The following is a 12,151-nucleotide window of genomic DNA, read 5'->3' as shown; positions in this document are numbered from 1 at the left end:
CCTCCCAGGACGGAGGGTTTCGGGCCGCGAGGGTCACGGTCCACGCCGCATCGTCCCGGAAAGTCCGCCCGGAAGAACGTGTTCTGACAATACTTGACCCGATTGGGCCGCCCGTTGCGCTCGAACGCTCTCAGATCAACGTGAGTTGGGTAGGTTCGGACATCGGCTCGACCTCGGGCTCCGGCTCCCGGATCCGTCGCGGCATCCCCGCGCCCGCGGGACCGATGCCGTACTCCTGGGCCAGCTCGTGTACCTGACGGGTGATCCGGCGCTGGTACCACTTCGGGGCGTAGGCGCCGTCCGCGTAGAGCCGCTCGTAACGGCGTACCAGATACGGGTGCTCCCGGTTCAGCCAGGCCATGAACCACTCCCTGGCGCCCGGCCGCAGATGCAGCACCAGCGGGGTGACCGAGGTGGCCCCCGCGGCGGCGATCGCGCGCACGGTGGCCCGCAGCTGTGCCGGCCGGTCGCTCAGGAACGGGATCACGGGCGCCATCAGCACCCCGCACCCGATCCCGTGCTCGCCCAGTGTCCGTACGACGTCCAGGCGCCGTTCCGGAGCCGGTGTGCCCGGCTCGACGGTGCGCCACAGCTCGGGGTCGGTGAAGCCGACCGACACGGAGATCCCGACGTCCGTCACCTCGGCGGCCTGCGTGAGGAGGTCGAGGTCCCGCAGGATCAGCGTGCCCTTCGTCAGGATCGAGAAGGGGTTCGCGTGGTCGCGCAGGGCGGCGAGGATGCCCGGCATCAGACGGTAGCGGCCCTCCGCGCGCTGGTAGCAGTCGACGTTGGTGCCCATCGCTATGTGGTCGCCCGCCCAGCGGCGCGAGCCCAGCTGGCGGCGCAGCAGCTCGGGGGCGTTCACCTTGACCACGATCTGCGAGTCGAAGCCGAGACCGGTGTCCAGGTCGAGATAGCTGTGGGTCTTGCGGGCGAAGCAGTACACACACGCGTGCGTGCAGCCCCGGTAGGGGTTGACCGTCCACTCGAAGGGCATGCGGGAGGCGCCCGGCACCCGGTTGATGATCGAGCGGGCCCGGATCTCGTGGAACGTGATCCCGGCGAACTCGGGCGTGTCGAAGGTACGGCTGACCACCGCGTCGGCGCCGAACAGGGCGGCGTCGGCCCGCCCGTGTTCGGCGGACTCGGTGAGGTTCTCCCAGCGCATGAGGCCTCCTCGGTAGCACTGCCCCTCGAGTGAAACACTTGTTCGAATTCCTGTGCAACCCCCGATTTGGGTGCCCGTGGGCGCGGGTGGTTGGCTTGCCCCGACCCCGAGAACTTGAAGTCCTGGAGGAAGTCGATGGCGCAGGTCGAGGCCACTACGGAGCGGATCGTCGCGGCGGACGCGGAGAAGGTGTTCGACGCCGTCGCCGACTACAGCGGCACGCGCGGGAAGGTGCTGCCCGAGCAGTTCAGCGAGTACGAGGTGCGCGAGGGCGGCGACGGCGAGGGCACCCTTGTCCACTGGAAGCTCCAGGCCACCAGCAAGCGCGTGCGTGACTGCCTCCTGGAGGTCACCGAGCCCACCGACGGCGAGCTCGTCGAGAAGGACCGCAACTCCTCCATGGTCACCACCTGGCGGGTCACCCCGGCCGGCGAGGGCAAGTCCCGGGTCGTCGTGACCACCACCTGGGACGGCGCCGGCGGCATCGGCGGCTTCTTCGAGAAGACCTTCGCGCCCAAGGGCCTCGGCCGGATCTACGACTCCCTCCTCGGCCGGCTCGCCACCGAGGTCGAGAAGTAAGTCCCCGGCGCTCGGCGGATGTTGATCTCGGTCACCGGATCGAGTGGATCTCCACAGGACCTCCCGGTATGCCGTAACTCGTCGCGCTTGGTCGTAGTTGTCGCCTAAAGCGGGAATTGCGTGGCAGGCGCGACGAGGGGAGCGGGACGTGGGCGTGACGACTCCGGTGCACGAGGAACGGGTCGAAGCGCCACCCGGGCACCCCGCCCCGCCCGTCGAACTCGGCCCGCGCCGGGTGCGGTTGGTCTTCTTCGGGCTGATGCTCGCGCTGCTCCTCGCGGCGCTGGAGCAGATGATCGTCGCCACCGCGCTCCCGAAGATCGTCGGTGAGCTGCACGGCCTGGACCGGATGTCCTGGGCGATCACCGCCTACCTGCTCACCGCCACGATCGGACTGCCGGTCTACGGCAAGCTCGGCGACCTGCTCGGCCGCAAGGGTGTCTTCCAGTTCGCGATCGTCGTGTTCGTCGCCGGCTCCGCGCTCGCCGGACGGGCCGGGACCATGGACCAGTTGATCGCCTTCCGCGCGGTCCAGGGTGTCGGCGCGGGCGGCCTCATGATCGGGGTGCAGGCGATCATCGCCGACATCGTGCCGCCCCGGCGGCGCGGCCGCTTCATGGGCCTGATCGGCGCCGCCTTCGGACTGGCCTCCGTCGCGGGCCCGCTGCTCGGCGGCTACTTCACGGACCACCTCTCCTGGCGGTGGTGCTTCTACGTCAACGTGCCCTTCGGTCTGCTGACCCTGGCCGTCGTCACCGCCGTACTGAAGCTCCCCAAGCCCCGGGTCAAACCCCGGCTCGACATCCTCGGCACCCTCCTGCTCGCCGCCGCCTCCACCTGCCTGGTGCTGCTGACCAGTTGGGGCGGGACCGAGTACGCCTGGGACTCGCGGGTCGTCCTCGGACTGGGCGCCGGGGCCGCCGCCTCCGCGGTGCTCTTCCTCGTCGCCGAGCACTTCGCCGCCGAACCCCTCATGCCGCTGAGGCTGTTCAGGGACTCCGTCTTCAACATCACCGGTCTGGTGGGCCTGGTGATCGGCGTCGCGCTCTTCGGGGCGGCGAGCTATCTGCCGACCTTCCTCCAGATGGTCGACGGGGCGAGCGCCACCGAGTCCGGACTGCTGATGCTGCCCATGATGGCCGGGATCGTCGGCGCCTCCATCGTCTCCGGGCAGCTCATCAGCCACACCGGCCGCTACCGGATCTGGCCGATCCTCGGCAGCGCCCTCTCCGTCGTGGGCATGTGGCTGCTGTCCCGCCTGGAGGTCGACACACCCCGGCTGCACTACAGCGTCTGGATGGCCGTCCTCGGCGCCGGGATCGGCATGGTGATGCCCGTGCTGATCCTCGCCGTGCAGAACTCCGTCCGCCCCGCCGACCTGGGCACCGCCACCAGCGCCAACAACTACTTCCGGCAGATCGGCGGAAGCGTCGGAGCGGCGGTCTTCGGCACGCTCTTCGCCGACCGGCTCGCCGACGCGCTCGCCGAGCGGCTGCCGACCGGTGCCGGGCTGCCCGATCCCGAGTCCATCACCCCGCAGCTCGTCCACGCCCTGCCCCCGGAGCTCCGCGACGGCTATATCCGGGCCTACGCCGACGCCATGCCGAGGATCTTCCTCTACCTCGTGCCCGTGCTCGTCCTCGGCCTGCTCATCGCCTTGTTCCTCAAGGAGAAACCGCTGGTGACCCACGACGCCCCCGCGACGGCGACCGCGCCGGTGAACGTCACGATCCCGCCGTCGCGTCCGCCGTACACCGACACCGCGGGGGCGGCTCCCGTCCACGGCACGGTGCAGCACTGTGACGGCACCGTCCTGCCGCGGGCCGCGCTCACGCTCATCGACGTGGCCGGAGCACAGATCGGGCGCGGTGCCAGCGGCGGGACGGGCGGTACGCGCTGTCGACGCCCGGACCGGGGGCGTACGTCCTCATCGCCGCCGCGGGCGGTCACCAGCCGCAGGCCGTCTCCGTGACCGTCGGCGAGCGTCCCGTCGAACTGGACATCGTCCTCGGCGGCGCCGGACGGCTCGCAGGCCGGGTGCGGACCGCCGACGGCACGCCCGTGCGGGACGCCGCCGTCACCCTCACCGATGTGCACGGCGAGGTCGTGGCCACCACCCGCAGCGGAGAGGAGGGCGGCTACGCGGTCACCGAACTGGTCGCCGGGGAGTACACCCTCGCCGCCAGCGCGCCCGCGTTCCGCCCCGCGGCGCTCCCCGTCACCGTCCAGGCCTCCCGGGAGACCCGCCAGGACGTCGAACTCGCTGGCGGCGCGGTGCTGCGGGGCACCGTGCGGGCCGGTGCCGGACGGTCCGTCGAGGACGCGCGCGTGACGCTCCTGGACATGGCCGGCAACGTCGTGGACACCCTCACGACCGGCCCCGACGGCACCTTCCGCTTCGCCGACCTGTCCTGCGGCGAGTACACCGTCATCGCCGCCGGCTACCCGCCGGTCGCCACCGTCCTCCAGGTGGCCGGAGGCGGCCGGACGGAGCGGGATCTCCAGCTGGGACACGGAGACTGACGGGGCGTCAGGACGGGGGCGCGCGCCGGTGCGGTCCGGTCCGGGCCAATTCCCGCATTGCCGCACCCCGTGACTGCCCGGCGCCGTACGGTGGAGTAGGCGGGCACAGATCTTGCGGAGAGAGGGCCTGGGCCATGGACCGTGGCACCGAGAGGGGCGCACCTCCCAGCCGCGGAGCTGGGAACGGCGCGGCGGACGGACCTGCCGCGGCCGGACGTGTCCCGCTGGCCGTGGTCGTGGTGGACCGCGACGGCATGGTCTCCCACTGGAGCCGCGGCGCGAGCCGTCTGTTCGGCGCCACCAAGGAGGAGGCCATCGGCCGCTCGGCGGCCGACCTGCTGCCCGTCTCCGGAGCACTCGCCGAGGACACCCCGCCCTACGGCGTGTACGCCGCCTACGACGGACTCGGACCCGATCTCGAGTCGTCCCTCGACGGCGGCCTTTCCTACCCGGCCGCCGGCCGCGCCCGTCTCACCGTGCCCGGCGCGGACCGCGTGGACGTCCTGTGGTGGGCCTACCCGCTGGTGGGCCCCGGCCGGGAGCGTCTGCTGGTGCTGGCCGCCGACGCGGGCGCGCTCCACCAGGACCTGGACCTGGACGAGGGCACCGTGGCCGTCGAGCGGATCGCTCCCGCCTTCGCCCTGCACACCGACTTCCCGGGCGCCGACGAACTCGCCCGCCGGCTCCCCGAGATCCTGCCCAGCATGAGCGTCGGCGAGAGCGCCCGCATCGTCGCGCAGATCCTCGAACTGGGCTATCCCGTCATGGAGTTCAGCCAGAACGACCGGGTGCCCGTCACCCCGGATTGGGGCGTGCCGCGGCGTGCCGAGCGCAAGGCCCGCCGCGAGCGGGCGGCCCGGGCGGCCGCGGAGGGCCTGCCGCTGCCGCAGGAGGAGCTGGACGAGGGCGAGGACCTCGAGTACGTCGCCGTACGCGAGCGGCTGGAGTTCCTCAACGAGGTCAGCGGGAGGATCGGCACGTCCCTCGACCTGTCCCGGACCATCGTCGAGGTCAGCAGGGCCGTCGTGCCCCGCTTCACCGATGTCGCCGGCACCTATCTGCGCGAACAGGTCGTCGCCGGCGAGGGGTTCCCCGACGGTGTGCCCGACACCACCACCATGTGGCACCGGGTGGCCCTGGAGCACACCGACGAACCCGGCCGCTGGGACGACGTCGTGCCGGTCGGCGAGGCCATGCCGTTCCCCGCGCACACCCCCTTCTTCCAGTGCATGACCACCGGTGAGCCCGTCCTCGTGCCGCGGATCAGCGAGCAGATGGGGCACGCGATCGCCTCGCAGTTCGAGAAGCGGGACATCAGGCCGCTGATCACCGGCCGCTCCATGCTGGTCGTACCGCTGAAGGCCCGCAATGTGGTCCTCGGCTTCATGATCCTTCTGCGTCACCCCGAGCGCGTCGAGTTCAACGACATGGACCGGGTCACCGGCGCCGAACTCGCCGCCCGCGCGGGCCTCGTGCTCGACAACGCGCGCATGTACACCTTCCAGGAGTCCGTCGCCGAGACCCTCCAGGACAGCATGCTGCCGCACATCCCGCCTCGCATGGCGGGCTGCGACATCGCCACCCGCTATCTGCCGGGCACGCTTCTGGGACGCGTCGGCGGCGACTGGTTCGACGCCGTCAAGCTGCCCGGTGCGCGGACGGCCCTGGTCGTCGGCGACGTGATGGGGCACGGGCTCAACTCGGCCGCCATGATGGGCCAGTTGCGTACGGCCGTACAGACCATGGCAGCGCTCGACCTGCCGCCGGCCCAACTGCTGCGCAACCTCGACGACCTCGCCCAGAGACTCGGGGACACCTACCTCGCGACCTGCCTCTACGCCGTCTACGACCCGATCGCGAGCGAACTCCACATCGCCAACGCGGGCCATATCCCGCCGGTGATCGTGCGGGCCGGGGACGGCCGCAGTGAGCTGCTCGACCTGCCCACCGGTGCGCCCATCGGTGTCGGCGGGGTGCCGTTCGAGGCGGTACGCGTGCGCGTGGCGCCCGGTGACCGGCTGCTGATGTGCACCGACGGGCTGGTGGAGGTGCGCGGCGAGGACATCGGGGTGGGTCTCGCGACGCTCACCGAGTCCGCCGCGCATCCGGCCGCGTCCATGGACGACGCCTGCGACGCCATCATCCGCGCGCTCAACCCACGCGGCGGCCGCAAGGACGACGTGGCGCTGCTCATGGCCCGGCTCAACGGCATCGAGCCGGACGACGTCGCCGAGTGGCGGATCTCCCTGGATCCGGTCGAGGTGGGGCGGGCCCGCGCGGTGGTGCGGGAACAACTGCACGACTGGGGGCTGGGGAGGTTGGCCGGCGGCGCCGAGCTCATGGTGAGCGAGCTGGTGACCAATGCGGTGCGGCACTCCCACAGCCGTCCCGTCGAGCTGCGGCTCGTGCGGGGGGACTCCCTGCTGTGCGAGGTGGACGACGACGACCATGATCTGCCGAACCTGCTGAGCGCCGGGCCCACCGATGAGCACGGGCGGGGACTCAGGGTGGTCAGCACGCTTGCCCGGGAGTGGGGGGCGAGTCGTACGAAGGCCGGGAAGACCGTCTGGTTCGAACTGACCCTGCCGCGTCGCTGAGTCGGTCGGTTGGCTGGTCATCGCAAGCGAGCGGCGAGGGTATCGCCGGTGCCCCAGTGACAGCGAGTCGGGACGGGAGGCGTCAGGCCCGCCGCTTGGTCGGTCCCGGCCGGTTTCGCCGCCGGTAGTCGCCCGGTGGGGTCCCGTAGGCGGTCTTGAAGGCCCGGCTGAAGTCCGCCGCACACCTGAAACCCCACCGTGCCCCCACCGCGTGGACCGGCAGCTCGGCGAGGCGGGGGTCGAGGAGATCGCGGCGGCAACGCTCCAGCCTGCGGTGCCGGATCCACTCGCTCACCGTCGTCCCCTGGGGCAGAAAGAGCCGGTGCAGCTGGCGTACGGAGATGTGGTGCGCGGCGGCGACGAGGGCGGGCGACAGCTGGACCGTGCCCAGCCGGCGCTCGATGAAGGCATTGATGCTGACCAGCAGTACGCGCTGACGGCTCTCCGGCGGGACAGCGCCGCCGGTCTCCGTGCGATGAGCCAGCACTGCCGTGGCAAGGTCCAGGACCACCGTGCCCAGTCGTACGGTGTCCTGCGGACGGTATGACTCCGACTCGGCGACCAGGCCTACCAGGAACTGCGCGAGGAGCCCCCCGAGCCCCGTACCTCCGGCCATCGGCGCCGCAAGCAGCCGGTCGACCTTCTCCCGTGGCAGGGGCAGGGCGGCTCGCGGTATGCCCACGGTGATCGTCTCGACCGCGCCCCTGTCAGGCAGCATCCACGACTCGTACGGATGCGAGGAGTCGTTGAGCACCAGGTCCCCCACCTCCGGTGCGACCTCAAGTCCACTTTGCGCCATGGTCCGCCGTCCCTGCAGCGTCACGGCCAGCTGGTACTGATCCGGATCGAACCTGCGCACATGCACCGGCGTGCGCACCACCTGCAGTGCGGGAAGTCTCAGCGTCGCCACATGCACCGGCCCGGCCTGCAACACCCTGGCCACGCCGCGGAAGTCGGCGGCTTCATCGCTGCTGACCACCGACGGCAGATACGACTGGGTGATCATCTCGCGCCAGCGGTCGAATCTCTCGCCCGGCGGCCACTCGTCACTGCTGTACACCGTCTCGAACACGTGCAGCACCCCCGTGGGCCGACATTCTGGCCCTCCGTTCGATCTGGCGGTGAGGCGTAATCCGGCCTGGCGCGCGTTGCTAATCAGCCGTCGCTGTCTGATAACGCCCGCACGTGCCGCCGCGCCATAGCTTTCGGTCCGACAAACGACCGTTCGACTGTTTGTGAGTGAGAGGGGATCTGCGTGTTGCGCAACGTTTCACACCGCCGTCCGCTGCGGCTGTTCGCGTCCGTCCTGACCACCGGCCTGATGATGTTCGGCATGACCGTGGCCGTCACACCGTCGGCCTCAGCGGCAGCCTGTACCACCTGGAACCCCAGCGCGAACGGCGAGGGGGGCGGCTCCATCAACATATCCACCCACCTCAAGAACAGTAACTACTCCGGATGCGACAACCTCGCCTCGATCTCGGCCAACGACTGGGTCTGGGTCCGGTGCCTCAAGTGGAACAGCGCCACCTCGCACTGGTGGGTGTACCTCCGGACCGATAAGGGCTCGAACTACGGCTGGACGTCGTTGGACAACTTCAGCACCATCGCTTACGACGACGACGGCGACGGCGCTGTCGAGTACGCCTATTGCTGAGGCGGGTGTCGGAAACTCTGGGTTGGCTCACGTGAGGACGTGGGGGCGGAGCTACCGATATGTCGGACCGATCTAGCTGAAGGCTGCCATCCGGCCTGGTGGCGGCGGATGCCGGATCAGTTCGGCGGCGAATCTGGCCGAACCGTTCACCTTCGTGTGGTCGGCCTGGACGGGGCGCTTTGCCTGGCGCCGCGGCGAAGCGAGCACATGGCCTGTGCCGCCGGGCCGATGGTGCTGAGTGCCGGCGAGATCGGCTTCGTGCGCGAGGTCAGCAATCAGCCCACCGGACACTGCCCGTACGTCACCTCCTGGTCGGAAGCCGCTCGTGCTCTGGACGATGCAGGACTCGAGCGGCCCTCCGGCTTCACCCATGAGGTGGGGACCACTTCGTCTGCGTCTTCTGCGGCGACGATCTGCCGGAGACGTGGAACGTGGATCCCATCGTGTGACGGCCGAGGGCCGCACACGTGCCGTTCGGCCGAACCAAGGTCGGATCACGGCGTGAGGTAATTCGTCCGTGAGCTACTTCATGTACGACGTCATGGGCGGGACGGTCGACAAGCCGGATCCGGAGACGATGAGGCGAGTGCTCGACGGGCTGGCGGAGGCCGATGACGAGCACCCCGACGTGTCGCTGAACCATGAGAGCGGGTGGTGCCTCAGCGCGTTCCACGGCGGCCTGTTGGTCTGGGAGAACCCGGACGACGATTCGCCGGCCCCGGGGGAGATGCACGAGGTCGCCCACCAGGAGATTCTCCGGCTCTTCGGGCTGCTGGCAGCGGGCGACATTGCATCGGTTGAGGCGCTTCCCTGGCAGAACCGGACATGTCCGCGCAGGTTGGGCGGATGAGTTTCGGCTGTTGCTCGGCGCGCGGAGGTAGGCCGCCGCTACGGTGATCCGGTTACCACCGTTGCTCCGGTACAGACAATGCCGGTGAGAACGATCATGCCCTTGCGGGCTCACCTACCACTCTGCGAGCCGCGCGCCGCTTACTCAAAGAGCTGTCTCCGAGGGGTCGTTGACGCTGGCAAGCCGGACCGTGACTCGCTCGTGGAAGAGGAGTCCGTCACCAGCAAGTCCTTGCGCGACCACGTGCGCGTCATCGGGGAGAGCCGTTACGACGCAAGTCGCAAAGTGTTCTTCGTCGTCATCGTGCCGGAGATCACGTCACGCGACACAAGCACAAGGCTGCGCCCGACGAGGCGTCTACTGGTCAGACGGGATCGGTGAACGAGATCGGCTTGCCGGTGGCGTGGGCGTATGCGATCTCCCTGCTCGTGGACTCGCCGATATACCCGCCGGGGTTGACGACCAGAACCCGGTCAGCCAGGTCGATCTTGCGCAGGTGGAGGGCGTCCAGCGCGGTCTTCTGCTCGTTGGTGATCAACTCGTCTGCTTCGCCCGGCGCGACGACGATGACACCTGCGAAGGTCAGATCACGGTTCGCCGCACGCATCTCGTCCACGAACCGGGTGGAGCCGCAGATGCAGACGATCTCAGGTCGGTCGGGCACGGCTCAGCCCTTCGGTCGAACGGGAAACCAGCAGTGTGCACAGTTTACTCAGCGAGATGGACACCACGCGGCTGCACCCGGCTCACCAGCTTCCTTTGGCAACACGGCCTACGGGCGTGGTCTCTCGAACTGGCAGTGAAGGAATGCGCCATGCGCTTGTCCGCGTAACCTCGGCGCGATACACCGTACTGGCCTGTCAGCTTTGGCGGGTTGTGTTCGCATCCTGGGGAGTTGGGCATGAGCGTGAGCGGTCGATACCGGGAGTCCTGGGAGGGGTTCTGGCGGGAGGCCCCGGGACGGCAGGGGGCCGTGTTCTGGGATGCGGAGCCGGTGTTGACCGCCGGAGTCCATCTTGCCCACTTCGAGCCGCTGCTGGTCGATCCCGGGCTGCCACTCGTGGACCTGGGCTGCGGGAACGGCACGCAGAGCCGTTTTCTCGCCGCCCACTTCACCCAGGTGATCGGCGTCGACCTGTCCGCCGCCGCCCTCGACCGCGCCCGTGACGCCGACCCCGACGAGCAGGTGACGTACCGGCTGCTGGACGCCTCCGACAAGGGCGACCCGGAGAACCTGCACGCCGAACTCGGGGACGCCAACGTCTACATGCGGGGCGTGCTGCACCAGGCCGCGCCCGAGGATCGGCAGCAGATGGTCGACGGGATCGCCACGCTCGTCGGGGAACGCGGCCGGGCCTTCCTCGTCGAGCTCTCCGAGGCGGCCAAGACCGTCCTCGTGGGCCTCGCGCAGAGCCCCGACGGGCCGCCCGCCAAACTGGCGCCCATCTTCGCGCACGGCATCGCCCCCGGTGAGGTGGCCGACGAGGCGGTGCCCGTGTACCTCGGGGCGGCCGGGCTGACGATCGTGGCGAGCGGTGACCTGCCGCTCGTCACCACCGAGTACCGGTCCGACGGCACCCGGATCGAACTGCCGTCGAAGTGGTGGGTGGTGGGACGCACCGCCTGACGACCGGGTGGACCTCTTCCCCGGAGGCAGGCCTTACCGGCGCACCTGGGCGGGCACCCCGCCCGTGACGGGCGAGGTCTTCCGGAACGCCCACTCCATCCTCGGCTCCATCACACACCGGAAGACCCGCCTCACGGGCGCGGTGCACAGCACGGTCACCACCACGGCGGCGACGACGGTCACGGCGATCTCGCCGAGCGGCGTGTGCGGCCAGTGGTGGCCGGCCCAGTCGACGTGGTTGCCGGCCTGGACGACGAAACCGTGCAGCAGATAGCCGTAGAGCGTGCCCGCGCCCAGTGCCGTGAACCACATCCGGCGCCCGGGCACCCAGGACAGGAAGCAGGCGACCAGGACGAGCGAGCAGCCGAAGAGGGCGAGCGTCATCAGCGGCCCGTACCAGGCGGGCACCCCGAAGTCCTCGGCGGCGCCGCGGTGGAAGAACCAGGCGTAGTCCATGCGCGGGACCGCCCAGTACGAGAACACCACCGCGGCCGCGAAGACCGGGACCGCGAGGATGCGCACCCGCCACTGCCGTAGCAGCGAGAAGTGCGCGGGGCGCAGACACAGGCCGAGCACGAAGTACGGCAGGAACTGCAGGGTGCGCTGGAGGTCGAGGTCGTCGCCGATGGACGGGCTCAGGGTGGCGAGCGCGGCGATGGTCAGGGCGATCGGCAGCGGCCACCGCACGCTCCGCCAGATCGGGGTGGTCAGCCGCCAGATGAACAGGGCGGCCAGGAACCACGTCAGGTACAGCGGGTTCAGGAGGCTGATCGCACGGTCCGGAACACCGTCGGACCACCGGGTGAAATAGGTGTACGCCGTCTCGAACACGACGTAAGGGACGACGACCCCGGTGACCAGTCGCTTGATCTTCGCCGGGCTCGCGTCGAAGGAGCGGGAGAAGTAGCCCGAGACGATGATGAACGCCGGCATGTGGAAGGCGTAGACGATCGTGTAGAGCGCGGTGACGGCACGGCTGTCCGAGCGCAGCGGCTCCCAGGCATGCCCCATGGCCACCAGCACGATCGCGAGGTACTTGGCGTTGTCGAAGAACGCGTCGCGCTGCTTCGGGCGTTCGGGCGGGTTCCCCGGCGCGGTGGTCGCCGTCGTCCGTCGCGCCGACTGTACGGGCTGTGCGGTGTCGCTCACG

10 protein-coding genes and 1 pseudogene are annotated in these 12,151 nt (G+C 69.9%); 6 read left to right on the top strand and 5 right to left on the bottom strand.

Annotated elements, in window-relative coordinates:
* Nucleotides 1-130 precede the first annotated feature (130 nt).
* Entirely contained in the window at nucleotides 131-1,168 is a 1,038-nt protein-coding gene (locus RNB18_RS22330; protein WP_311715867.1) for an Rv2578c family radical SAM protein, read from the bottom strand.
* A 135-nt stretch (nucleotides 1,169-1,303) separates the two neighbouring features.
* Between RNB18_RS22330 and RNB18_RS22325 the strand changes: the two genes are divergently transcribed.
* The 3 genes and pseudogenes from RNB18_RS22325 (at nucleotide 1,304) to RNB18_RS22315 (ending at nucleotide 6,867) form a co-directional block, all read left to right on the top strand.
* On the top strand, nucleotides 1,304-1,747 hold the full coding sequence (locus RNB18_RS22325; protein ID WP_266557389.1) for an SRPBCC family protein: 444 nt from the start codon (nucleotides 1,304-1,306) through the stop codon (nucleotides 1,745-1,747).
* Nucleotides 1,748-1,895: 148 nt separating this feature from the next.
* Nucleotides 1,896-4,270 (top strand): annotated as a pseudogene (locus RNB18_RS22320) (MFS transporter).
* 134 nt (nucleotides 4,271-4,404) lie between these two features.
* On the top strand, nucleotides 4,405-6,867 hold the full coding sequence (locus RNB18_RS22315; RefSeq protein WP_311715866.1) for an ATP-binding SpoIIE family protein phosphatase: 2,463 nt from the start codon (nucleotides 4,405-4,407) through the stop codon (nucleotides 6,865-6,867).
* An 82-nt stretch (nucleotides 6,868-6,949) separates the two neighbouring features.
* On the opposite strand, the gene RNB18_RS22310 is transcribed toward RNB18_RS22315, so the two are convergent.
* Nucleotides 6,950-7,939 carry an AraC-like ligand-binding domain-containing protein gene (locus tag RNB18_RS22310; RefSeq protein ID WP_311715865.1) on the bottom strand — a complete coding sequence of 330 codons (990 nt, stop codon included), beginning with the start codon at nucleotides 7,937-7,939 and terminating at the stop codon, nucleotides 6,950-6,952.
* A gap of 183 nt (nucleotides 7,940-8,122) precedes the next feature.
* Here RNB18_RS22310 and RNB18_RS22305 point away from each other — a divergent pair, with 183 nt between their 5' ends.
* Nucleotides 8,123-8,524 carry a hypothetical protein gene (locus tag RNB18_RS22305; protein ID WP_311715864.1) on the top strand — a complete coding sequence of 134 codons (402 nt, stop codon included), beginning with the start codon at nucleotides 8,123-8,125 and terminating at the stop codon, nucleotides 8,522-8,524.
* Between the two features lie 72 nt (nucleotides 8,525-8,596).
* On the opposite strand, the gene RNB18_RS22300 is transcribed toward RNB18_RS22305, so the two are convergent.
* Nucleotides 8,597-8,815 (bottom strand): hypothetical protein, encoded by a 219-nt coding sequence (locus RNB18_RS22300; protein WP_311715863.1) that lies wholly within the window; start codon nucleotides 8,813-8,815, stop codon nucleotides 8,597-8,599.
* A gap of 226 nt (nucleotides 8,816-9,041) precedes the next feature.
* Here RNB18_RS22300 and RNB18_RS22295 point away from each other — a divergent pair, with 226 nt between their 5' ends.
* Nucleotides 9,042-9,374: a hypothetical protein gene (locus RNB18_RS22295; RefSeq protein WP_311715862.1), complete on the top strand. Its 333-nt coding sequence runs from the start codon at nucleotides 9,042-9,044 to the stop codon at nucleotides 9,372-9,374.
* Nucleotides 9,375-9,738: 364 nt separating this feature from the next.
* On the opposite strand, the gene RNB18_RS22290 is transcribed toward RNB18_RS22295, so the two are convergent.
* On the bottom strand, nucleotides 9,739-10,038 hold the full coding sequence (locus RNB18_RS22290) for a hypothetical protein (RefSeq protein ID WP_086726831.1): 300 nt from the start codon (nucleotides 10,036-10,038) through the stop codon (nucleotides 9,739-9,741).
* A 237-nt stretch (nucleotides 10,039-10,275) separates the two neighbouring features.
* Here RNB18_RS22290 and RNB18_RS22285 point away from each other — a divergent pair, with 237 nt between their 5' ends.
* Nucleotides 10,276-11,001 (top strand): class I SAM-dependent methyltransferase, encoded by a 726-nt coding sequence (locus RNB18_RS22285; protein ID WP_311715861.1) that lies wholly within the window; start codon nucleotides 10,276-10,278, stop codon nucleotides 10,999-11,001.
* 33 nt (nucleotides 11,002-11,034) lie between these two features.
* On the opposite strand, the gene RNB18_RS22280 is transcribed toward RNB18_RS22285, so the two are convergent.
* A complete protein-coding gene (locus RNB18_RS22280) occupies nucleotides 11,035-12,150 on the bottom strand; it encodes an acyltransferase family protein (RefSeq protein ID WP_311715860.1) in 1,116 nt (371 codons plus the stop codon).
* Nucleotide 12,151 lies beyond the last annotated feature (1 nt).

The sequence above is a fragment of the Streptomyces doebereineriae genome, from assembly GCF_031845645.1.
GTDB classification, from domain to species: Bacteria; Actinomycetota; Actinomycetes; order Streptomycetales; family Streptomycetaceae; genus Streptomyces; species Streptomyces canus.
Note: the sequence above shows the minus strand (reverse complement) of the source record. Positions and strands in the feature narration are given on the sequence as shown.

Excerpts from the sequence above, each read along its gene's own strand:
- RNB18_RS22330 (WP_311715867.1), bottom strand. The coding sequence starts at position 1,168 with ATGCGCTGGGAGAACCTCACCGAGTCCGCCGAACACGGGCGGGCCGAC.
- RNB18_RS22325 (WP_266557389.1), top strand. The coding sequence starts at position 1,304 with ATGGCGCAGGTCGAGGCCACTACGGAGCGGATCGTCGCGGCGGACGCG.
- RNB18_RS22315 (WP_311715866.1), top strand. The coding sequence starts at position 4,405 with ATGGACCGTGGCACCGAGAGGGGCGCACCTCCCAGCCGCGGAGCTGGG.
- RNB18_RS22285 (WP_311715861.1), top strand. The coding sequence starts at position 10,276 with ATGAGCGTGAGCGGTCGATACCGGGAGTCCTGGGAGGGGTTCTGGCGG.